General features: G+C 64.5%; 22 protein-coding genes and 1 pseudogene. 11 read left to right on the top strand and 12 right to left on the bottom strand.

The features are described 5' to 3' along the window. Window positions 1-3: 3 nt before the first annotated feature. Both LB555_RS24290 and LB555_RS24285 read left to right on the top strand, forming a co-directional pair. On the top strand, window positions 4-1,110 hold the full coding sequence (locus LB555_RS24290; protein WP_167331122.1) for a sensor histidine kinase: 1,107 nt from the start codon (window positions 4-6) through the stop codon (window positions 1,108-1,110). Beyond that, window positions 1,107-1,553, top strand: coding sequence for a response regulator (locus tag LB555_RS24285; protein WP_015317245.1), 447 nt, complete (start codon window positions 1,107-1,109; stop codon window positions 1,551-1,553). Before LB555_RS24290 ends, LB555_RS24285 begins: the two co-directional genes overlap by 4 nt. A gap of 9 nt (window positions 1,554-1,562) precedes the next feature. Here LB555_RS24285 and LB555_RS24280 read toward each other — a convergent pair whose 3' ends face one another. Next, window positions 1,563-2,450, bottom strand: coding sequence for a dienelactone hydrolase family protein (locus LB555_RS24280; protein WP_224683966.1), 888 nt, complete (start codon window positions 2,448-2,450; stop codon window positions 1,563-1,565). Between the two features lie 253 nt (window positions 2,451-2,703). Between LB555_RS24280 and LB555_RS24275 the strand changes: the two genes are divergently transcribed. Beyond that, the gene (locus LB555_RS24275; RefSeq protein WP_181171173.1) at window positions 2,704-2,859 is read left to right on the top strand and encodes a hypothetical protein; all 156 of its coding nucleotides are present in this window, start codon (window positions 2,704-2,706) and stop codon (window positions 2,857-2,859) included. 9 nt (window positions 2,860-2,868) lie between these two features. Continuing rightward, the gene (locus LB555_RS24270; RefSeq protein ID WP_015317242.1) at window positions 2,869-3,303 is read left to right on the top strand and encodes a hypothetical protein; all 435 of its coding nucleotides are present in this window, start codon (window positions 2,869-2,871) and stop codon (window positions 3,301-3,303) included. 34 nt (window positions 3,304-3,337) lie between these two features. Here LB555_RS24270 and LB555_RS24265 read toward each other — a convergent pair whose 3' ends face one another. Beyond that, entirely contained in the window at window positions 3,338-5,653 is a 2,316-nt protein-coding gene (locus LB555_RS24265; protein ID WP_318013044.1) for a glucose/quinate/shikimate family membrane-bound PQQ-dependent dehydrogenase, read from the bottom strand. A gap of 257 nt (window positions 5,654-5,910) precedes the next feature. Here LB555_RS24265 and LB555_RS24260 point away from each other — a divergent pair, with 257 nt between their 5' ends. After that, entirely contained in the window at window positions 5,911-8,682 is a 2,772-nt protein-coding gene (locus tag LB555_RS24260) for an ATP-dependent helicase (RefSeq protein ID WP_224643443.1), read from the top strand. Between the two features lie 31 nt (window positions 8,683-8,713). Here the strand turns inward: LB555_RS24260 and LB555_RS24255 are convergent, their stop codons facing one another. The 3 genes from LB555_RS24255 to LB555_RS24245 all read right to left on the bottom strand — a co-directional run bounded on the left by LB555_RS24255 (window position 8,714) and on the right by LB555_RS24245 (window position 10,886). Beyond that, the gene (locus tag LB555_RS24255; RefSeq protein WP_140661187.1) at window positions 8,714-9,028 is read right to left on the bottom strand and encodes a hypothetical protein; all 315 of its coding nucleotides are present in this window, start codon (window positions 9,026-9,028) and stop codon (window positions 8,714-8,716) included. Between the two features lie 123 nt (window positions 9,029-9,151). After that, a complete protein-coding gene (locus tag LB555_RS24250; protein ID WP_224643442.1) occupies window positions 9,152-10,705 on the bottom strand; it encodes a trimethylamine methyltransferase family protein in 1,554 nt (517 codons plus the stop codon). Between the two features lie 13 nt (window positions 10,706-10,718). Beyond that, complete coding sequence (locus LB555_RS24245; protein ID WP_181177786.1) at window positions 10,719-10,886, bottom strand: hypothetical protein; 168 nt, start codon at window positions 10,884-10,886, stop codon at window positions 10,719-10,721. A gap of 339 nt (window positions 10,887-11,225) precedes the next feature. On the opposite strand from LB555_RS24245, the gene LB555_RS24240 reads away from it, so the two are divergent. Further along, the gene (locus tag LB555_RS24240) at window positions 11,226-12,695 is read left to right on the top strand and encodes an esterase-like activity of phytase family protein (protein ID WP_224643441.1); all 1,470 of its coding nucleotides are present in this window, start codon (window positions 11,226-11,228) and stop codon (window positions 12,693-12,695) included. Window positions 12,696-12,870: 175 nt separating this feature from the next. Here the strand turns inward: LB555_RS24240 and LB555_RS29505 are convergent. Then, window positions 12,871-12,950: pseudogene (locus LB555_RS29505) on the bottom strand (L,D-transpeptidase); the annotation flags it as partial. 98 nt (window positions 12,951-13,048) lie between these two features. Between LB555_RS29505 and LB555_RS24230 the strand changes: the two are divergent. Further along, a complete protein-coding gene (locus tag LB555_RS24230) occupies window positions 13,049-14,521 on the top strand; it encodes an MATE family efflux transporter (protein WP_411970562.1) in 1,473 nt (490 codons plus the stop codon). Between the two features lie 60 nt (window positions 14,522-14,581). On the opposite strand, the gene LB555_RS24225 is transcribed toward LB555_RS24230, so the two are convergent. Next, the gene (locus tag LB555_RS24225; protein ID WP_224683963.1) at window positions 14,582-15,790 is read right to left on the bottom strand and encodes an MFS transporter; all 1,209 of its coding nucleotides are present in this window, start codon (window positions 15,788-15,790) and stop codon (window positions 14,582-14,584) included. A gap of 214 nt (window positions 15,791-16,004) precedes the next feature. Continuing rightward, entirely contained in the window at window positions 16,005-16,700 is a 696-nt protein-coding gene (locus tag LB555_RS24220) for an SH3 domain-containing protein (protein ID WP_224683961.1), read from the bottom strand. Between LB555_RS24220 and LB555_RS24215 the strand changes: the two genes are divergently transcribed. Then, entirely contained in the window at window positions 16,651-17,226 is a 576-nt protein-coding gene (locus tag LB555_RS24215; protein WP_140615661.1) for a TMEM175 family protein, read from the top strand. The two genes, LB555_RS24220 and LB555_RS24215, sit on opposite strands and share 50 nt — an antisense overlap. A gap of 57 nt (window positions 17,227-17,283) precedes the next feature. On the opposite strand, the gene LB555_RS24210 is transcribed toward LB555_RS24215, so the two are convergent. Beyond that, complete coding sequence (locus LB555_RS24210) at window positions 17,284-17,565, bottom strand: hypothetical protein (RefSeq protein ID WP_015317232.1); 282 nt, start codon at window positions 17,563-17,565, stop codon at window positions 17,284-17,286. Between the two features lie 134 nt (window positions 17,566-17,699). Between LB555_RS24210 and LB555_RS24205 the strand changes: the two genes are divergently transcribed. Next, on the top strand, window positions 17,700-18,566 hold the full coding sequence (locus LB555_RS24205; RefSeq protein WP_140615657.1) for an SDR family NAD(P)-dependent oxidoreductase: 867 nt from the start codon (window positions 17,700-17,702) through the stop codon (window positions 18,564-18,566). Window positions 18,567-18,641: 75 nt separating this feature from the next. Here the strand turns inward: LB555_RS24205 and LB555_RS24200 are convergent, their stop codons facing one another. The 3 genes from LB555_RS24200 to LB555_RS24190 form a co-directional block, all read right to left on the bottom strand. After that, complete coding sequence (locus LB555_RS24200; protein WP_181166289.1) at window positions 18,642-19,085, bottom strand: low affinity iron permease family protein; 444 nt, start codon at window positions 19,083-19,085, stop codon at window positions 18,642-18,644. Window positions 19,086-19,342: 257 nt separating this feature from the next. After that, entirely contained in the window at window positions 19,343-19,984 is a 642-nt protein-coding gene (locus tag LB555_RS24195) for a DapH/DapD/GlmU-related protein (RefSeq protein WP_140615655.1), read from the bottom strand. A gap of 83 nt (window positions 19,985-20,067) precedes the next feature. Further along, complete coding sequence (locus tag LB555_RS24190) at window positions 20,068-20,562, bottom strand: CreA family protein (protein WP_263489274.1); 495 nt, start codon at window positions 20,560-20,562, stop codon at window positions 20,068-20,070. Between the two features lie 255 nt (window positions 20,563-20,817). On the opposite strand from LB555_RS24190, the gene LB555_RS24185 reads away from it, so the two are divergent. Then, window positions 20,818-21,396, top strand: a complete 579-nt coding sequence (locus tag LB555_RS24185; protein WP_015317227.1) for an SCO family protein — start codon at window positions 20,818-20,820, stop codon at window positions 21,394-21,396. Between the two features lie 11 nt (window positions 21,397-21,407). Then, the gene (locus LB555_RS24180; protein ID WP_140789219.1) at window positions 21,408-22,280 is read left to right on the top strand and encodes a 50S ribosomal protein L11 methyltransferase; all 873 of its coding nucleotides are present in this window, start codon (window positions 21,408-21,410) and stop codon (window positions 22,278-22,280) included. Window positions 22,281-22,397: the final 117 nt, after the last annotated feature.

Raw genomic sequence — 22,397 nt, 5'->3', positions numbered from 1 at the left:
CACATGACCGACGACCTTCATGTCGAGCACGGCAAGGGCGACCCCTTCGCGGCGGCCATCCGCGCCACGCGCATGTCGATGATCATTACCGATCCGCGCCGGCAGGACAATCCGATCGTCTTTGCGAACGACGCCTTTCTGCGCCTGACGGGTTATGAGCGCGACGAGGTTCTCGGCAGGAACTGCCGCTTCCTGCAGGGGCCGGAGAGCGACAAGGAAGCGATCGCTCAGATACGCGCCGCGATCGCCGATGAAACCGACATCAGTGTCGATATCCTGAATTACCGCAAGGACGGGTCGACCTTCTGGAACGCGCTCTACATAAGCCCCGTCTCCAACGACAAAGGCGAAATGCAGTTCTTCTTCGCCTCGCAACTCGATGTTTCCGACCGGAAGCTCTGGGAAAATCGCATCACCGCGGACAAGGAGCGTTTCGAAAAGGCCGTCAAGGAACGCACGGCTGAGCTCGAAGCGGCGCTTGAGGCGCAGACCACGCTGCTGCATGAGGTCGATCATCGGGTGAAGAACAATCTGCAGATGATCTCCTCGCTTATCCTCATGCAGAGCCGCACCGTCTCCGACGCGAACCTCAAGCGCTCGCTTGGCACGATGTTGGAGCGCATAGAGGCGCTCAGCACCGTGCACCGCCGGCTCTATCAGTCCAAGGATGTCAGCAAGTTCGATGTTTCCGACTTCGCCAAGGATCTCATCTCCGACCTGCTGACTGCTTCGGGACGTTCGGAAATCAACCCGACACTCGATCTCGAGCCCGTCGTCGTCCCGGCCGAGAAGGCGACGCCGGTGGCGCTGATGGTCAACGAACTCGTCACCAACGCGCTCAAGCATGCCTTCAAGGAAAGGCCCGACGGCACGAGATCGGGCAGCATCGGCATCAAGATGAGCCAGCCGGACGGCCATTTGAACATCGAGGTCTCGGATGACGGCGTCGGCATGGCGGGCGCCAATGGCGACGCCTCCTTCGGCATGCGGCTGATCAAGTCGCTTGCCCGCCAATTGCGTGCCGACATCGAGTGGCGCGATGCCGGTCCCGGCACTCGCGTTGTCATCTCGATGCCCAATGGACCACAGCACAAAGGGAACCTGTCATGATTGAACCGCTCAAGGTCCTGATCGTCGAGGACGAGGCGCTGCTGGCCATGGAGTTGGAGAGCCTGGTCGAGGACGCCGGGCACAGCGTCGTCGGCTGGGCAACATCGCTCGCCGAAGCAAAGGACATGGTCGATACCACGCAGGCCGATATCGCCTTTGTCGACATCCATCTCACCGACGGCCCGACCGGCATCGACGTCGCCGAATATATTGGCGACAGAAAGAACTCGATGGTCATTTTCATGACCGCCAACCCGAAGCGCATCCCCGACCACTTCGCCGGTGCGATCGGCGTCATCGCCAAGCCCTACACGATGAACGGGCTGACCTCTGCCCTGCGCTATTTGCAGGAAGGCGTGCGGCGCCCGCCGCCGAAATCGGAGCGCCCGGCGGGCTTCACCCTGTCGCCGGCCTTCAAGACGATCTGGGCGCCGGCGGCCTGAAGTCGATGGTCATGCCAGCTTCTGCTTGAGGAAGGCGATTGTCCTGCCCCAGGCGAGGTCGGCCGCCTTCTTGTCGTAGCGCGCCGCCGAGGTGTCGTTGTTGAAGGCATGGTTGGCGCCTTCATAGACATAGACCGTGTATTCGACATGGGCGGCGTCGAGTTCCTTCGTGAACGCATCGATGCCGGCATTGGTGCGCTCGTCGAGGCCGGCATAGTGCAGCAGCAACGCGGCCTTGATCTTCGAGACGTCGGCGGCCTTCGGCTGCATGCCGTAATAGGCGACGCTCGCCGCAAGGTCGGGCGCGTTGACGGCCAGCATGTTGGCCGCGCCGCCGCCCCAGCAGAAGCCGATGGCGCCGACCTTGCCGTTGCCGTCCTTGTCGCCCTTGAGGAAGGCTACCGTCGCCACGCCATTGGCCACGGTCTGCGCCGGGTCGAGCTTCCCGAACATGTCGCGCGCCTTGTCCTCGTCAGTGGGCGTGCCGCCGAGCGGCGACAGGAAATCCGGCGCGAGCGCCACGAATCCTTCCAGCGCCACGCGCCGGGCGACGTCGCGGATATGCGGGTTGAGCCCCCTGTTTTCATGGATGACGATGACCGTGCCGAGCTTGCCGGCCTGGTTTGCGGGTTTGACCAGATAGCCCTTCATCTCGCCGCCGCTGCCGGGATAGGTGATATCCTCGCCCTTTACGCGGGCATCGTTGTCGGCGACGATCGCCGCTTGGGCCGAGTTCGCCGCCAGCATCGGCGCGATCGCGGCCGCCGCCGCGCCCGATCCGGCAAGCCTGGTCAGTTGCTCCATGAAGCGGCGGCGATCCAGCGTCAGATGCGTGTATTCGTCATAGGCATCGATCATCGCCTGGGTGATGACGGGTTTGGTGGTGACGTCGGCCATGGGCTTCCTCGATCTCGTCGCGACTGCGGTGTCCTTGCCGGTCGCAAGATAGGGGCGAGCCTCTCATCGTCCAGTCACCGGAGCGTGACATCTCACTGCCTTGGCGGCCGCCGGTCAGTCGGCTGAAGATCATCACGTTTTTGTCATCGGTGACAAATCTTGATGGCGCTGCCACAATAGTGGGGGAAACTGGCTGGCCGGCCGCCCTCGGCGGTCACGGTCCTATAGGCCCGATCTGAAAGGAACAATGCCGATGACCATGCCCTCGCCGATCCTGGCAACCGCCTTCGTGGCAGCAGTGGCGGCCGTTCTGGCGATGCGCGCGGCCGTTGTCGCGGCAAGCCGCAAGTCCATGGTCAGGGTCCGCAGCCGCAAGCGCCAGCCCGCGAACTTGAAAACCCAAAGTTGAGGTGAAGTCATGGACGTTCAGGACATCGTGAACACCGTCTCGCAGAAGGCCGGTCTCGACCAGGCCACGACCGAAAAGGTCGTCGGCACCATTTTCTCGGTGCTCGAGCACGAGGCCGAAGGCACCAGCGCCTCCTCCTTCTTCGCCAAGATTCCGGGCGCCGATGCGCTGGCGCAGAAATATGACGTCATGGCCGCCCCGGCCGGCGGCGGTGGCGGCTTCCTGTCGTCGCTGCAGGGCGCGCTTGGCGGCGTTCTCGGCGAGAAGGCCGGCGCGCTGGTCAACGGCCTCGCCGCGCTCAAGGCCTCCGGCCTCGACTTGGCGCAGATCCAGAAGGCTGGCGAGACGCTTGTCCAGCAGGCAGAGGCGGCCGCGGGCCCCGATCTGACCAACCAAGTGCTTGGCTCGGTGCCGAGCCTAAAGAGCCATCTGGGGCTCGGCTGATCGTCGGCTCGCCGGACCCGGTAACCCCGCCTGCCTACTTCGGCAGCGCGTAGGCCATCACGTAATCGCCCGGCTTGGTGCCCACCGAGCCGTGGCCGCCGGCGACGATGACCACGAACTGGCGTCCGTCCGCGACGGTGTAGGTCATCGGCGTCGATTGCCCTCCGGCCGGCAGCCGCGCCTGCCAGAGCTGCTTGCCTGACGTCAGCTCGTAGGCGCGCAGATAGTCGTCGACCGCGGCACCCAGGAAGGCGACACCGCCGGCGGTGATCATCGGGCCGCCAATGCCGGGCACCCCGACCTTGAACGGCAACGGCAGCGGCGTCATGTCGTAGACGGTACCGTTGCGGTGCTTGTAGGCAATCGTGCCGGTGCGAAGATCGACGCCTGCGACATAGCCCCAGGGCGGCGCCTGGCACGGAATGCCAAGTGGCGACAGGAACGGTCCCATCACCACCGCATAGGGCGCGCCGTCATTGCGGTTCAGCCCCTGCTCGCTGCCCTTGGTGTCGCCCGGCGGCGGCACGTCGGCGCGCGGCACCAGCCGCGACGTGAAGGCAAGATAGGTCGGCATCCCGAACATCACTTGCCGCACCGGATCGACCGCCACGCCACCCCAGTTGAACGTGCCGAAATTGCCGGGATAAACCAGCGATCCCTGCAGCGAAGGCGGCGTGTAGCGGCCTTCATAGCGCAATTTGTGAAGCGCGATGCGGCACGCCAGCTGGTCGAACATGGTGATGCCCCACATATCGTGCTCGGTCAGCGGCGGCGGGTTGAAGGAAAGGTCGGACGCCGGCTGCGTCGGCGATGTGTGGTCGCCCTCGATGGCGCCGCCGGGCGCCGCCACTTCCTTGACGGGGATGACCGGCTCGCCGGTGCGCCGGTCGAGCACATAGAGGTCCCCCTGCTTGGTCGGCCCGACCAGCGCGGGCACCACGGAGCCGTCGGCCTTGGTGATGTCGACCAGGCTCGGCTGCGCCGGCACGTCCATGTCCCAGAGGTCATGGTGCACGGTCTGGCGCACCCATTTCAACTGCCCGGTGTTGAGGTCCAACGCGGTGATCGAGGAGGAGAATTTCTCCACATTGGCACTGCGGCCCATGCCGAGCTGGTCCGGCGTCTGGTTGCCGAGCGGCACGTAGAGCAGGCCGAGCTTCTCGTCGGCGCTCGGCGTCGACCACATGTTGGGCGAGTTGGCGGTGTAGGTCTGGCCGGCCGGCAGCGGCGTCGTCTGGTCCGGATTGCCGGAATCCCAGTTCCACAGCAATTTGCCGCTGCTCGCATCATAGGCGCGGATGACGCCGGACGGCTCCTGCGTCGAATAATTGTCGTTGACCGCGCCGCCGACGATGATCTTGCCGCCGGCGATCAGCGGCGCCGAGGTCGAGTAGTAGTAGCCCGACTTCGGATACGGCATGCCCGTCAACAGATTGAGCGTGCCGCCCTCGGCGAAGGCCGGGCAAACCTGCCCGTTGGCGGCGTCGAGCGCGATCAGCCGCGCATCCGAGGTCGGCAGGTAGACGCGCGCCGCGCAGGGCTGGCCGGCGGCGCCGGCCGCATCGGCATAATAGGAAACGCCCCGGCAGGTCTGGTGCTGGCGGTCCTTGTCGAGCTTGATCTTGGGATCGTAGCGCCACTTCTCCTTGCCGGTCGCCGCATCGACGGCGATGGCGAAGTTGTGCGGCGTGCAGATATAGAGCGTGTCGCCCACTTTGAGCGGTGTCACCTGATAAGTGGTCTCGCCGACATCGTCGGGGCCTTTGACGTCGCCGGTGCGATAGGTCCAGGCCGGCGTCAGGTTGGCGACGTTTTCCGGCGTGATCTGGTCGAGCGGCGAATAGCGCTGGCCGAACTGCGTGCGCCCGTAATAGTGCCATTCGCCCGCAGGCACATCGCCGCCGAGATTGGCGTTGGGGATCACCTTGTCGGTGTCGAGGGCGCCGCCGATGTCCTTCGGGTCCGTGGTCATCGAATAGCCGGCCACCGCCAGCGATGCCAGCACGGCAAGGATCAAAGGGGCTCGCCCGTCCGGACCGGCAAGGCCGCGCCGCGCCCACGGCGTCAGCAGCCACAACGCCACCAGCACGATGATGCCGCCGCGCGGGCCGAGCTCCCACCAGTCGAAGCCGGTTTCCCAGACCGCCCAGGCCAGCGTGCCGAGCACGATCGCCGCGTAGAGCCAGAGCGCCGTGGAACGGCGCCGGTAGAGCAGCCAGGCGGCGACCAGGAAGGCGAGACCGACGATGATGTAGTACCAACTGCCGCCCAGCGAAGCCAACCAGATGCCGCCGGCGCCAAGCGCCAGGCCTATGAGGAAGAGAATGAGGGAGGTGATGGTGACAGCCAAGATGATACTCCTTCGACTGTTGCGCGCGTGGGGCGGGCTAGGGCAACCCGGCATTGCGCGTTTCCCGTGCAACTTTCTCCCGACGGCGGCGCCTGTCAAGCGTAGGTCGCGGACCCGCGGGCAGCAACCTCGTTCCGCCTGGGATTGTTCCATAACGGCGGTTCCCATATCGGTGAAGCCGCCGTATCGGGCACTTTGCCGGAACAAAACGTAGACAGTTCTGGTCTTTCCCTCCCGAATCACTACATTCGGGGGAGATGTCCGGCTTTTCCGAAGACATGCCCTTTTTCGACGAACCCAATGCGCGGCCCACGGCCCCGTCGGGCATTGCCGCGCGCGCCATGGCTGCCCGCGGCGGCCAAAACAATGCGCCCGACTATCTCAGGGGCTTGAATCCCGAGCAGCGGCTGGCCGTGGAGACCACCGAAGGCCCGGTTCTGGTGCTGGCCGGCGCCGGCACCGGCAAGACCCGTGTGCTGACCACCCGCATCGCCCACATCCTTGCCACCGGCAGGGCCTTCCCCTCGCAGATCCTGGCCGTCACCTTCACCAACAAGGCCGCGCGCGAGATGAAACAGCGCATCGGCATCCTGATCGGCGAAGGCAATGTCGAGGGCATGCCGTGGCTCGGCACCTTCCACTCAATCGGCGTGAAGCTGCTGCGCCGCCACGCCGAGCTTGCCGGCCTGCGATCCGACTTCACCATCCTCGACACCGACGACGTCGTGCGCTTGATCAAGCAGTTGATCCAGGCCGAGGGCCTGGACGACAAGCGCTGGCCCGCGAAACAGTTCGCCCAGATGATCGACGGCTGGAAGAACAAGGGCCAGGGTCCGGCCGACATCGCCGAGGGCGATGCGCGCAGCTTCGCCAACGGCAAGGGCCGCGAGCTCTACAAGTCCTATCAGGAGCGGCTGCAGACGCTGAACGCCTGCGATTTCGGCGATCTGCTCTGCCACCCGATCCGCATCTTCCGCGCCAATCCGGATGTGCTGAAGGACTATCACCGGCGGTTCAAATACATCCTCGTCGACGAGTACCAGGACACCAACACCGCCCAGTACATGTGGCTGCGGCTTTTGGCGCAGAGGCCGAGCGGACCACAACCAGCGCGAAGTGGTTCTCCGGGTGGGCGCGTTCCAAGTTTTTCCGGTGTTTCGGATAGAACGGAAGCTGGTAGCTATAGACCCGCAACTCCAGAGGCCGAATCAGCAGTTTCGGCCGAAGGCCGCAAGCCCGACCGGGCGTCCGAGCCGTTGCGAGGCCCCCGCGGAGGGCCCACGCCGGCAGGCGCGGAACAGCCCGTGAGCGAAAACAAAGTCAATATCTGCTGCGTCGGCGATGACGACCAGTCGATCTATGGCTGGCGCGGCGCCGAGGTCGACAACATCCTGCGCTTCGACAAGGATTTTCCGGGCGCCACCATCATCCGGCTGGAGCGCAACTACCGCTCGACCGCGCACATACTGGGCGCCGCCTCCCATCTCATCGCCTACAATGAGGGCCGTTTCGGCAAGACGCTGTTCACCGACCGCAACGATCCGGAGGACGGCAAGGTCAACGTCCACGCCGCCTGGGATTCGGAGGAGGAAGCCCGCGCCATCGGCGAGACCATCGAGGCCTACCAGCGCCAGAAGCATAATTTGAACGATATGGCGATCCTGGTCCGCGCGTCCTTCCAGATGCGCGCCTTCGAGGAGCGCTTTACCACGCTTGGCCTTAACTACCGCGTCATCGGTGGTCCGCGTTTTTACGAGCGCATGGAAATCCGCGACGCGATGGCCTTCTTCCGCGTCGTCGCGCAAGGCGCCGATGACCTCGCCTTCGAGCGCATCATCAATGTGCCGAAGCGCGGCTTGGGCGAAGCGACCATCCGCCAGATTCACGACACGGCCCGCGCCCTGCGCATTCCAATGCTGGAGGCTGCCGCCAACCTCGCCGAAAGCGACGAGCTGAAGCCGAAACCGCGCGCCGCGCTGCGCGAGGTCGCGGCCAATTTCGAACGCTGGCAAAAGGCGCTGGAAACCACCCCGCACACCGAGCTCGCCGAGACCATTCTCGAGGAGAGCGGCTACACCGACATGTGGAAGAACGACCGCTCGGCGGAAGCCCCGGGGCGGTTGGAGAATCTGAAGGAACTGATCCGTTCGATGGAGCAGTACGAGTCGCTGCGCTCCTTCCTCGAACATGTCGCGCTGGTCATGGATGCCGAGCAGAATGCGGGGCAAGACGCCGTCTCCATCATGACGCTGCATTCGGCCAAGGGCCTCGAATTCGAGACCGTCTTCCTGCCCGGCTGGGAGGAAGGCCTCTTTCCCCATCAGCGCGCGCTCGACGAAGGCGGCCGCTCCGGGCTGGAGGAAGAGCGGCGTCTCGCCTATGTCGGGCTGACGCGGGCCAAGAAGAACCTGCATATCTGGTTCGTCTCCAACCGCCTCATCCACGGGCTCTGGCAATCGACCATCCCGTCGCGCTTTCTCGAGGAACTGCCGGAAGCCCATGTCGAGGTCGCCGAAGCCGGCAACTCCTATGGCGGCTACGGCAATCCCTATGGCGGCGGCTCGTTCGCATCCGGCCGCGGCGGCGGCCAGGGGGCGGGAAGACAGAACCCCTATGGCGCTTCGCGCTTCGACAATATCGGCGGCACTTCGGGCGGCGGGGAAAAATCCGGCGCCTTCTCCAACACCTATTCGACGCCGGGTTGGCAGCGTGCGCAGGCCAACCGCACCGAGGCGACCGACCGCAACTGGGGCACGCGCTCGGGCCATCAGGTCGAACGCATCGGCTATGGTGAAACAGACTCCGGCTACGGCGCCGGCCGCACCAGCGTCAAGGGCCGCACCATCGATGGCGAGCTGGTCGCCAAATCCGTCTCCGACACGCCGTCCGCCTTCAGCGTCGGCGACCGCGTCTTCCACCAGAAATTCGGCAACGGCAACATTTCAGCCATCGAGGGCAACAAGCTGACCATCGACTTCGACAAGGCCGGCCAGAAGCGCGTGCTGGACGGGTTTGTGCTGCCAGTGTGAGGCTGCCAGCCTCGAAGGCTGACGTCCCGCCTCAATCCACCTTCTTCTCGCCCTTCTCCCCGGCCTTCACGATATCCCCTGTCGTAAACAGGATTTCCTTCAGTTCCACGCGCCAGTCCGTCTTCTGGCGCAGCAGGAATTCGAGGTCCATGCCGAAATGCTTGAACTCCTCGCTCTGCGCGTTCTTCATGATCGCCTTGGCCTGCGGGTTCTTCTCGACCGACATGCGCTGTTCGTACCAGCTGATCGCTTCCGCCTCCTCGATCAGCGAGGTGATCATGCGGGCAAAGGTCCGCACTTCCTGCGACAATTCTTCCGGCGGTTCGTGGTACTGGTCGAAACCCATGTCGTCCTCCCTCAACGGCTCACGGATGGAGCCAGGCATTGGTCCGCATCCATGAATGCGCGGGACGCGCCGCGGGTTCCGGGATCACGGCCACAATTCGGGATGATGGATCCGCGAACTATCTCACGACACTGGCGCAGCGCCGCCCTCTTCCGTGCGCCGCGCGATGAACGCGTCGAGCACGCCTGACGTGGCGGCCGCCGCGGCCGGCGGCTCGAAATCGGCAAGGGTGCGCTTCCAGATGCCGGTGGCGCGTTCGGTCGCGGTCTTCGAGCCGCTTTGCGTCCAGTTGCCGAAATTCGACCAGTCGGCCACCAACGGCTCGTAGAAGGCGGTGCGATAGCGCGCCATGGTGTGGCCGGCCGAGAAGAAGTGGCCGCCCGGCTGCACTTCGGCGATCGCCTCGAAGCCTATTGCGTCGTCGTCACCGGGGGTCGCCGCACAAAGTTCCGCGACCGTCTGCAGCGCCTCGATGTCGGTGACCAGCTTTTCCAGGGAAACGCTCAAGCCCCCTTCCAGCCAGCCGGCCGCGTGGATGCAGACGGTGGCGCCCGACAGCACCGAGCCCCACAGCGCGAACTGCGTCTCGTGCGCGGCCTGCGCGTCCGAAATGTTCGCCGCGCTGCCGCCCCCCGAGCGCCAGGGCAGACCGGTGAAGCGCGCCAGCTGGCCTGCGCCCAGTGTGGCTTTGACGTGCTCCGGCGTGCCGAAGGCCGGTGCGCCCGATTTCATGTCGACATTGGAGGAGAAGGAACCGTAGACCACCGGCGCGCCCGGCCGCACGATCTGCGCCAGCGTCAGCCCGGCCAGCGCTTCGGCATGCTGCAAGGTCAGCGCGCCGGCCACGGTGATCGGCGCCATCGCACCGGCCAGGCAGAACGGCGTGATGATCAGGACCTGGCCCGCCTTGGCGAAATCGATGATGCCTTGCGCCATCGGAATGTCGAGCTGGCGCGGCGAGTTGGTGTTGATGACGGTGTAGCAATGCGCGCCCGAGCGGAACTCGTCCTCGGACAGCCCGCGCGCCAGCCTGATCATCTCGAAACTGTCATCGACCTGCGGCGTGCCACGCGCGAACACGAACGGAAATTTGTCCGACAGAGTCAGCTGCGCCCGGTTGACGGCATAGTGGCGGAAACGATTGTCGATGTCCTGCGGTTCGATGCACGGCCCCAGCATGTGCAAGACGTCGAAATGCTGCACCAGCTTGATCAACTCCTCGAAGGCGACCAGCGTCCCGGGCCGCCGGCCGCGCTCGAGATCGGTGACATTGGGCGCGCCGGAGCCCGCCAGGAATGTCATCGAGCCCAGTTCGAGCGACAGGTCCCGAGAGCGCGCGCCGGCATAAGCGTGGATCGATCGCGGCGCCGAGGCTAAGGCTGCCGCCACCATGTCGCGACCGATGCGCACCATGTCGGTGTCGGGGTCGACCAGGGCGCCGGCGCGGGCGAGCACCTCGCGCGCCTCGGGCAGCAGCACCTTGATGCCCAATTCTTCCAGCACGCGCAGCGCCGTGTCGTGGATCGACGCCACCTGGTCGTCGGAAAAGATCGGCTGCGGCAGGAACGGATTCTTCAGCGCGCGGTAATTGGGCTTGCGGCTTGATTCGCTGCCTGCCTCGCCCATGCGTCCGCGCCGGCGTTCGCGCCTCGTATCCCGTGCAGCGTCGTCGACCATCAGAAACTCCTCCTCATTGCCGCATCGCTCTGCCCTGGGGACCGTAGGGCGAGGCCGCGATGACCCGCGCCGTCCGTTCGACGCCGACAATGTGCACGCAAAGCGCCATCCCCTCCCCAGCGAAACCGTCGTCCACCAACGCCAGCGCGACGCTCTTGCCGATCGTGGTAGCCAAATCCACCCGAGGCGCCGACAAAGCCACCCCCGATAACCACTGCGCGATAGTGCGGCTTCAAGGCCTCCGCTCGCGGTCAGTTCGAAGCCGGCATCATATCCGTACTAGACATAAGTGCCTATTGTGCCAGGGACGCTCATGGGCGGTCACCAATTCCCGCTCTCCAGCGTTTTTCATCTGCACATGGAGAGACCGGCGGACCCGTGTCGCCCACTGTCACGCAAGCATCATGTTGACGCCTTAGATCGCTTTCGGGGAGGCGCGCGCGGCATCATCGATGCGGCACCCTCTTTTTCATTTTTCCTTCGGCCGCTCCGGCGTGCTTCGTCATAAAGAGGATTGTCCATGAAACACCTGTACCGAACCGCCTCGCTCGGCGTCGCGCTGGCCTTGTTCACCGCCCTCACCCCGGCGCTTGCCGATGGCGTGGCTTACATCAACAAGGGCCTTGTCGGCGTCGGCCGCATCCCGGCCGACCAGCGCGACAAGTTCGGCGAGACCTTCGGCTCGGGCTCGGGCATGGCGATCGACATTTCGGGCTGGACACATGATGCCGGCACCTACAAGGGATCGCTCTGGCTACTGCCCGACCGTGGCTACAATGTCGCCGGCACCACCGACTACCGGCCGCGCCTCAACACCATCACCATCGAGTTCACGCCTGTCGCGCCGGGCGCTGCTCCCGCCGCCGGCCAGGAGCAGACGGGCGTCAAGGCGACGCTTGCCGACACCATGCTTCTCACAGACGACACGGGCGCCGATGCCACCGGCCTCGATCCGCTGTCGGACGTACGCGCCGCGGCCGGCGACATGCCGATGCTGCCCGTCGCCACCAATGGCAAGCTCGCGCTCGACAATGAAGCCATCGTACGGCTGCCGGACGGCTCGATGTTCATCTCCGACGAGTACGGCCCCAACATCTACAGGTTCTCCGCGCAAGGCCGCCTGATGTCGGCGACCCAGCCGCCTGCGGCTCTCGTGCCGATGCGCAAAGGAGCGCCGAACTTCTCCTCCGACAATCCCGGTCCGGGCGCCGCCGACCCTGATCCGAAGGATCCCGAAACCGGGCGCCAGAACAACCAGGGCCTCGAAGGCATGGCGATGACGCCGGACGGCAACTTCCTGATCGCCGTGCTGCAGTCGGCGCCCCGGCAGGATGGCGGCGATTCACCCTCGACACGGCAGAACACGCGGGCGCTGGTCTATGATGCCTCCGACCTCGCCCATCTGAAGCTCGCGCATGAATATGTAGTGCCGCTGCCGGTGTTCAAGGATGCCAAGGGCAAGACCAAAATCGCCGCGCAGAGCGAGATCGTGGCGCTTTCGAACACATCCTTCCTGATGCTGGCGCGCGACAGCGGCAACGGCCAGGGCCTGAAGAAGGGTGACGCTTCGCTCTACCGCCAGATCAACATCGTCGACGTCTCCGGCGCGACCGACATCGCAGGCGGCGCCTTCGATGCGGCCGACAAGCCGGTCGCCCCCAAGGGCGTGCTTGATCCCTCGGTGACGCCGGCCAAGCTGACGCCGTTCATCGACATCAACGACGCCACCGCGCTTGGCCACTTCGGCCTGCACAATGGCGGCGCGAAGGACCACAACGAGCTTTCGGAGAAGTGGGAAGCCATGTCGTTGGCCAGCGTCCTCGATCCGAAGCTGCCCGACGACTATTTCCTGTTCGTCGGCAACGACAATGACTTCCTCGCCCAGGACGGCTTCCAGGTCGGCGCGCCTTACAAGGCCGATGACGGCGCCGATGTCGACACCATGTTCCTGGTCTATCAGGTCACGCTGCCGGGTCTCGGCAAGAAGTAAGGATCACTGCTCAAGCGGGCGCGCCTGGCGCGTCCGCCTGTGCAGGTCGTGAAGGCCTACTTCAGGAATTCCGCGTCCTTCGGCACACCGGCATCGATCGGCTCGGCCGTCCTGCTCGACACGGCGATGATCTTGCCGGCGGCCGACAGGTTGGGCCGCACGAAGACCTGAGCGGGAGGTCGATGATGTCCTGGTTCATAAGCGCACGCAGCCGGACGACGCGTTCTTGCCGATGGAATTCCATTCCGGCGTGCCCGGCCGATCGACGGTCACTGCGCCTCGGCGCAGGGTGCATCTTGGTCCGGCCTGCGGTATCGTCGCGGGCCAGAGTCACATTTGCCAGGTTGGCCGCCATGGACGAAAAAATGCCCGCACGCCGGCGTACCGGCGACCTGACCAGCGGCCCGATCCCGCGCACGCTGCTGCTCTTCGCCTTGCCGGTGCTCGGCTCCAACGTGCTGCAATCGCTGAACGGCTCGGTCAACGCCGTCTGGGTGGGCCGCTTCCTCGGCGAGTCGGCGCTGACCGCGACGTCCAACGCCAACCTCGTTCTGTTCCTGATCCTCGGCACGGTGTTCGGCATCGGCATGGCGGCCACCATCCTGGTGGCGCAGTCGGTCGGCGCCCGCGACCTGCCCGAGGCGCGCCGCATCGTCGGCACCAGCGCCACCTTCTTCTTCCTCGTTTCAGTGGTGTTCGCGGTCTGCGGCTGGATCTGGGTCGACGCCATCCTGGGCGCGCTCGGCACGCCGGCAGACGCCTTGCCGCTTGCACGCTCCTACCTGCGCATCATCTTCGTCGCCGTGCCGATGATGAACCTTCTGTCCTTCGTCATGACCGTGCTGCGCGGTGCGGGCGATTCACGCACCCCCTTCATCTTCATGGCGCTGGCGGTCGTGCTCGACATCGTGCTCAATCCCCTGCTCATCCGCGGCATCGGCCCGTTTCCTGAACTCGGCATCGCCGGTTCCGCCACCTCGACGCTGGTCGGCCAGACCGTGAGCGTCGTCGCCATCCTCGTCGTGCTCTACGCGCGCAAGCATCCGTTGCGGCTGGCCGGCGCCAATCTCGTCCTGCTGCGCCCGGATCCGGCGCTGCTGCGCATCGTCGTCTTCAAGGGCGTGCCGATGGGCCTGCAGATGATCGTCATCTCGGCGGCCGCCCTGACGGTGATGGGCATCGTCAACTCCTATGGTTCGCAGGTCGCCGCCGCCTACGGCATCGCCGCGCAGCTCTGGACCTACATCCAGATGCCGGCGCTCGCCATCGGCGCCGCGGTCTCTTCCATGGCGGCGCAGAATGTCGGCGCCGGTCGCTGGGACCGGATCGGCCGCATCGCCGCCTCCGGCGTCGGTTTCAACCTTGTCCTGACCGGCGCCCTCGTCGCGCTGCTATGGGTCTTCGACCGTTCGATCCTGAGCCTGTTCCTGAGCAGCGACAGCGCGGCGATCGATATCGCCGCCCATATCAACACGGCCGCGTCCTGGTCGTTCATCCTGTTCGGCATCACCATCGTGCTGTTCGCCACGGTGCGCGCCACGGGTGCCGTGATGCCGCCGCTGATCATCCTGGTCATCTCGGTGCTCGTCGTGCGCACCGGCTTTGCCTATTACATGCGCGGCGTGATCGGCGAGGAAGCGCTGTGGTGGAGTTTTCCGGCCGGTTCGATCACGTCTCTGATCCTGGCCGCGATCTACTACCGCTTCGGCGGCTGGCGCAGCTTGCACATGATCGAGAACAGGCCGGCTGCCGGCGAACCGCCCGACACCGGGCTTGGCGTGCCGCGCCAGCGCGCGAACATGGCGCCTGAAACGCCGAACGGCTGATGCCGGCCCGCCTTGCCGGCGTGCCTTGCCGACGTGCCTTGCCGGGCTGGCGCGGCGGTTTCAGCGCCTCTGTCCGAGCCCGAAGGCGAGCGCCACCAGCGCGAACGCGATGATCATGGCCGCGAAGGCCAGGCTCGCGACGACAGCACTGGCATAAGTCGACACGACGCCGATGCCGATGACAGGCAAGGCGTTGCCGACAAAGCAGCAGATGAAGAAACTGGACACGACCTCGGCGCGGCGATCCCGCGGCGCGATCTCGTTCACCACTTGCAGGCCGCCGCGATAGCCGAGCGCTGCCGCCACGCCGCAGCAGGCCGTCGCCGCGATCATCATCGCCATCGAGGCCAGCATCTGCGCCGCCACCACAAGCATGGTGCTTGGGATCATCAAGGCCAGCGCGGCCAGCATCGCCTTGCTGCTCCCCATCCGCGCCAGCGCCACGATGCTGATTGCCGCGACCATCGCCAGTTCGAAGAACAGCGCACCGGCCACGGCGTGGTTGGCCTCATGCAGTTGCTGCGCCAGGATGCTCGGCGCCACCGCCGCATAGAAGCCGACCAGCGCCATCGCGCCAAAGCCGGTCACCGCCGGCGCCACGAAGCGCGAACGGATCTGCGCCGGCACGGAAAGCCGCGGCCGCATGGAGACCTTGCCAAGGCCGCCTGGCTTCATCACCGTTTCGCGCGTGCGCCAGACCATGATCGTCACCACCGCGAGCGTCGCCAGGTAGACAATGAAGACCAGACGCAATGGCCACGGCTCGTATTGGGCCAGCAGCCCCGAAACAAGCGCCCCGAAACCGAGGCCGAGAAAGTTGGTGCTGGTCGCGATGACGCTGGCGCGCGACCTGCCGGCCTCTGGAAGAAGCTCGGCGATCCACGCGGTTCCCGTCCCGGCGCCCACGCCGATGCCAAGTCCGCTCAGGATCCGCGCAACATCGAGCGACGCGACATTGCCGGCAAACAGGAACACAACCGCGCTGATGACGGCGACGATCATGGCTGCAAGCGCCGCCGGCCGGCGCCCGACGACATCCGAAACGCTGCCGAACACCAGCAGGGCGCCGAGGTTGCCGACGACATAGACCGCGTAGATCAGCGTCAAGGTGATCTGCGAAAAGCCGAATTGCTGCTTGTAGACGACATAGAGAGGCGTCAGCACCGTGCTGCCGGCAAACAGCACCGCGATCATCGTCGCGACAGTCGGGATCGCGAGGACGTCGCTGCCGGCTTCGTTGTGAGTTTGCGCCAGATCGCGAAAGGCCATGGCCAACCTCGTCATCAGGTTCAGGGGTCGCGACGTTAACGCGTCCTCACCGCCGACGTTCCGGTCGACGGCCATGCTCCTGACACCACGCTGGGCGTTGCCCGGCCAGCAAGCCGATGATCGCAAAAAAATGGATCGGGGCCAGCGGCCCCGATCCATCACGGCACCCTTGCCGTACTAGGCGCAATCAGTCCTGTTTGCAGAAAAAACCGGCCTACTTGCAGGGGAAACCAGGTGCGATCTTGCACTTGCCGGGACGCGGCTTGTGCGGCGGGCGGTGGTGGGGAGGACGGTGATGGGGCCGATGATGCCAGTGCGGCGGCCGATGCGGCGGGCGCACGATGATAACCGGCGGATGCACGACTTGGGTCCGCGAGAGATAGCCGGAACTGGCCCAGCCGCTGACACCGCCGCCATGGATCCTGCACCAGCCCGGCTGACAGCCGGTCACGTCGACCCTGAGACCGGCCGGCAACGTCCCGACCTTGGCGTATCCCGCGCCAGGTCCGGTACGCACGTTCAGGCTCGTCGTGGTGTGGGCGCCGTAGGCGAAGGCCGCGGCGGACGTCCCGAAGACGGCGGCCAGAATGGTCGCTATCGCAAGCAGAAATCGAAATCTCATCAGTCCCTCCATCGAGCGCCGGCCGTTCGACTGCTTCGGCCGGGACTGCATCGCAAGGGGAGAGGCAGGGCAGGCAAAAGTCAACAAGTTACCAAGGCCAATCACCACGATCACCGATCCGGGTGGAAGTTTCCCCTGATATAGTTGAGGAATTTTGCGTACGCCGTTTATCGGCAGGCCAACATCCGCTAACGATTTACTATCTTTCGGCAATTCGTCGCGGACCGAGGTGGTGATCATGGGCAAGGGCAGGGTCGAGGCATTCACCGACGGCGTGGTGGCGATCATCATCACCATCATGGTGCTGGACTTGAAGGTTCCGGAAGGCGAGGATTTTTCGGCGCTGCTGCCGCAGTGGCCGGTCTTCCTGTGCTACGTGCTTTCGTTCATCAATGTCGGCATCTACTGGAACAATCTGCACAACATGTTCCATACCGTGCAGCGTGTCGACGGCCGCGTGCTGTGGGCGAACCTGCATCTGCTGTTCTGGTTGTCCCTGATGCCGGTGACGACCGCCTTCATGGGCGAGAACCATTTCGCCGCGGTTCCGGTCGCGGTCTACGGTTTTGACCTTGTAATGTGTGCGACCGCCTACAGCATCCTGGTCATTGCTCTGCATCGGCTGCATGGGCCGGACACCGCATTCGCCAAGGCAATCGGCCGCGATCGCAAGGGAAGGATTTCGCTCGCCGTCTACATAGCGGCCGTTGGGCTGACCTTCCTCGACCGGTGGATCGGCGTGGCGCTCTATGTGGCAGTCGCCCTGATCTGGCTGGTGCCGGACACGCGCTTTGCGCGGGTGATCGAAAAATAGCCATCTGCCTGACCCAATCCCGGAGGGCAAACCGCTTCACACGTTTCGTGGAATTGCCTAACCGCGCATCGCCTTCAGCTTTTCCGCCACGGAAGCGGCCAGGTCGGCATAGCGCTCTTCCAGCCGCTCCGCCGCCTTGATGATCGAGAAATCATGGCCGAATTTTTCCAGCGCCATGCGCAGTTTCTCGACGAACTCGGCCTGTTTTTCGAGCGCCGAAAACAGAGTCTTCACCTGGGCTTCGCTGATATCGGGGTTGGCCAGCATCTGCGGCACCTCGCGCCCCATCCGGTCGCCGGTGGCGGTCTGTTCCTTCAGAATTGCAACCCAATCCGTCAATCGGAAATCTCCTTTTTGGCGTCGTAGCATGCGCAGCCCCGACCGGGCCGGTCAACCCGACAAGCCCGACGGAGGCTTGCGCAGGCCCGTTCCGGCGCTAAGTTCGGCGCCATCAAAAAAGGAAACCATCGCCGATGATCGCCGACACCGAGATCCAGACCGCCCTGCCAGCGCTTGCCCCTGGCAACACCGCCGTCATCACCGGCGCCGCCAGCGGCATCGGCCTTGCCGCGGCCAAACGGCTGGCGCTGATGGGCATGAAGATCGTGCTGGCCGACATTGGCGGGCCGCGCCTCGACGATGCCGCGCGGGCCGTCTCCGCGATTGCCGGTGACGACGCCGTGCTTGCCGTCGCATCGGACGTTTCGAAGGCCGATGAGGTCGATCGCCTCGCCGACCGGGCATTCGGCGCCTTCGGCGAGGTCTCGCTGCTGATGAACAATGCCGGTGTCGGCGACAACCCCGGAAAGCCCTGGGAAAACCGCGACGGCTGGAAGCGGCTGCTCGACATCAATTTCTGGGGCGTGGTGCATGGCGTCGAAGCTTTCGCGCCGCGCATGCTGGCGTCGGCCAAGCCGGGCCTGATCGTCAACACCGGCTCCAAGCAAGGCATCACCACACCGCCTGGCAACCTCGCCTACAACGTTTCCAAGGCTGGCGTGAAAACCTTTACCGAGGGCTTGGCGCATGCGCTGCGCAATGAACCCGGCGCCCGCCTGTCGGCGCATCTGCTCATCCCCGGCTTCACCTATACCGGCCTGACCGAGGGCGCGACCGAAAAGCCGGCGGGAGCGTGGACGGGCGAACAGGTGATCGATTTCATGCTGGAATCGCTGGTCGGGGGCGACTTCTATATCCTGTGTCCCGACAATGAGACGGCGCGACCCATGGACGAAAAGCGCATGGCCTGGGCGATCGGCGACATCATCGAAAACCGCCCTGCCCTGTCGCGCTGGCACCCCGGCCACAAGGATGCATTCGCAGCGTTCATGAAGCGATGAGCATGTCCCGAACATGGCCGCTGTGCGGATCACATAACTCGAACACCGGCGGAACACTCGAGATTGACCGCGGGTTCAGCCGCCGGCGCTTCGTGCTACCTCTTTTTTCGGTTTGCGTTTTGCCGCCACGACTTTCTTTGCGGCCATGGTCGCGACTTTGTCGTCATGCCGCTTCGCCGCGACCTCGCATTTGGCGCGGATCTCCTGGACCTCGGCTTCAGTCAGGTGCTCGATGCCGATGAAGGTGTTTTTGGCCTCGCTGACCCGTATCAACTCGTCGAGCTTGGCCTGGATCGCGGCGCCGTCCCGATTCTGGGTGTTTTGGATGAGAAACACCATCAGGAAGGTGATGATCGTGGTTCCGGTGTTGATCACCAGCTGCCAGGTGTCGGAAAAATTGAAGAACGGCCCACTCACCGCCCAGACGATAACGATCAGGCAACACACCGCAAATGTCAGCGGCAGTCCGGTGAGATGGGCGATCTGGTTGGCGAATTTGGTGAAAAGCTTCTCGATCATGAGGTCCCTCAAACAGCGCCGCGTCATGCGGTCCGCCGGAAGAAACAACCAGCAGCCATTTCGGGTTCCCGCCGGTAAAAAATACGACCCACGCAATCGAATGCACGCAAAGCGCGCATCTGGAACAAAACACACCTTATCGGTTTAAGGTCATTGTAGCCGTGCAGGCAAAGAGCCTGTTCCTTCCGCTTCACAGCGGTTTACCTCCAGCCCCTTCCGCTGCGCCACCCCCGCATGGCGGAAGGGGTTTCATTCCGTCAGACGGCGTCGTTTTCCCAGCGGTCGAGGAAAGCCTCGATCGGCATTGCCTGCATGTCGGGAACCGCCCTGGCGAGTTTCTCGACGGGCCAGTCCCACCAGGCGAGAGCTTCGATGCGTGCCGCTATTTCAGGGGCAAAGCGCTGCTTGAGCGGCTTCGCCGGCACGCCGGCAACGATCGTGTAGGACGGCACGTCCCGCGTCACCACCGCATTGGCGCCGACGACGGCGCCATTGCCGATGGCGATCCCAGGCAAGATGACCGCGCCATGGCCGATCCACACATCATGGCCGATGGTCACGGCCTTCGACCGCCGCCGCTCACGGAACGCGGCATCGACGCCCAGCCAGCGGAAATACTCGTTCGGCCGATAGCTGACCTTGTGCTGGGTCAGCCGCTCGATCGGATGCTCCAGCGCATTGATGCGGCTGTTGGCGGCGATCGAGCAGAATTTGCCGATCGTCGTGTAGATCGCCTCGGCATGGCGTTCGAAATAGGAGAAATCGCCGACGATGACCTCGCGCAGCACGACGCGTTCGCCGATCGCGGCGTAGCGGCCAAGCTTGCAGCCCTTCATCTCAGCGGTTGGATGAATGCGCGGCTCGGGATCTTTCGCAACGAGATCTTCAGAACGGTCCATGCCGGCGGCTTTACGTCAGAGCGATTGGTCCCGCAAGCGGGGCCAATCGTCAGTCGGAACGGACAGGGTAGAGTTCGACCCGCCTATTTCGGCTTGCCGTTACTCCACACCACATTCTGGCCATAGAGCGGCACCGTCGTAACCGACATCTTGGCCGAGCCGTTCTGGACTTGGCGCGAATGCGACAGATAGATCAAGGTCTCGTTGGTCTTGTCGTAGATGCGGTTCACCACCTGCTTCTTCCAGATCAGGCTGATGCCTTGCTTGAAAACCTCCTCGCCGCCTTCGCTCGTATCGATATCCCCGATGGTGATCGGACCGGTCTGACGGCAGGAGATCGAGGAGTCGCTGGGATCCTCGAACCAGTTGCCCTTGTGCAGGCGGTCGATGACGCTGCGATCGAAATAGGAAACGTGGCAGGTCACGCCCTCCACTTTCGGATCCTTGATCGCCTCGACGATGATGTCGTTGCCGATCCAGTCGACGCCGACCTTGCCGACTTCCTCGGCGATGGCGCTACCGGCGGCAAGCACGACACACGCGGCCAAGGCACCGCCGATCAGTTTTCGCCCAATCAATCCTCGCCCAATCAATCCTGGCCCAGTCAATCCCGGCAAAGAATCCTCCTGCGGTTCGAGTTGCCGGGGTCTCAGGTGGGGCCAAGGCTGACACATTGCAAGCCGGAAGGTTCGATCAAACCGCAGGCATCCGCCACAGCCGGTTGCGTCAACGCGGCATCTTTGCGTGTACCCCGTCGAACCGCTAAGACTGTGGCCGACAACGGGCGCATGGTTCTGGCCGGCGCACCGTGACATTACGGACGGACTTTTCTGATGATGCGTTCTATCCTGGTCGGCATTCTCGTTCTGATGGCGGCCGGCATCGGCTGGCTGACCTTCGACTGGTATCGCGGCCACTATGGCGGCGAACCGTTCGGCGCGCCCTTTACCCTGGTCGACCAGAAAGGCGCACCAATCACCGAGGCCGCTTTCCGGGGCCAGCCCAGCGTCGTCTTCTTCGGCTTCACCCACTGCCCCGAAGTCTGCCCGACCACGCTGTTCGAACTCTCCGGCTGGCTGAAGACGCTCGGCGACGACGGCAAGAACCTGCATGCCTATTTCGTATCGGTCGATCCGGAGCGCGATACGCCGCCGGTGATGAACGCCTATGTCAGCAATTTCTCCGACCGCATCACCGGCATTACCGGCGATCCGGACAAGGTCCATGCCATGGCCAAGGCGTTCGGCATCTATTGGAAGAAGGTCGATACCGGCGACGGCGATTACACCATGGACCACACCGCCTCGGTGCTGCTGCTCAACGCCAAGGGCGACTTCGCGGGCACGATCGCCTATGGCGAGAATGCCAGCACCGCCGTGGAGAAGCTGAAGCGCCTCGCCGCGAAGGGCTGACAAGAATTCACATGACCCAGACGCGGCTCCATTTCACCACCGGAAAGATCGAGGCCGAGCGCATCTTCGCGGCGCTCGAAACGGCCTTCGAGGATGAGGGCCTGCCGATCGCCGTGCTGGAGGTCGATGAAGAGGCCGACATCCACGAGGTCTCGCTCTACGCCGATGGCGACGTCGAAGCGGTCGAGGCGCGGCTGAAGGATGTTCTCGCCGGCCTCGCTTTGTCGAGACCGGTCCAGCGCGAAGCGCTGCCCGACATCGACTGGGTGGCACGGTCCCTGGAAGGGTTGAAGCCGGTGCGCGCCGGCCGTTTCTTCGTCCACGGCGCGCATGACAGCAGGAAGCGCCACAGCGGCGAACTCGCCATCGAGATCGAGGCGGGCCTTGCCTTCGGCACCGGCCATCATGGCACCACTGCGGGCTGCCTCGAAATGCTGGAGAAAGTCGTGCGGCGCGAGCACCCGCGCAACGCGCTCGACCTCGGTACCGGCAGTGCGGTGCTGGCGATCGCCGTCGCCAAGCTGGCACATATTCCGGTGCTGGCCACCGACATCGATCCGGTCGCGGTCAAGGTCGCCGCCGCCAATGCGCGTCTGAATCACGTCAAAGGCCTGATCGAGACGGTGACCGCGCCTGGCTTTCACCACCCGATCTTTGCCAGGCGCGCGCCCTTCGACCTCATCGTCGCCAACATATTGGCGCGGCCGCTGATGCGGCTGGCACCGCAAATGGCAGGACATATCACGCTTGGCGGCTCGATCGTGCTGTCAGGCATCCTCGACCGCCAGCGCGACGCTGTGATCTCGGCCTATGTCGGCCAGAATTTCCGCCACGTCAGTACTTTGCACCGCGAAGGCTGGGTGACGATCCACCTCAAGCACTGAGGCCGGCAAGGCGGTTGCCGGCCCTCAACGGTCCCGGTTGCTGGACTTCGATGCGTGTCGGCAAGAGAATGCCGCCGCCGCCCCTTTATCCATGGCTGGACCAGCCTCATTTGGTTG

The organism is Mesorhizobium sp. BR-1-1-10 (assembly GCF_020165595.1).
Taxonomy (GTDB): Bacteria; Pseudomonadota; Alphaproteobacteria; order Rhizobiales; family Rhizobiaceae; genus Mesorhizobium; species Mesorhizobium australicum.
The sequence above is the reverse complement of the archived record's forward strand: the minus strand, read 5'-3'. Positions and strand labels throughout refer to the sequence as shown.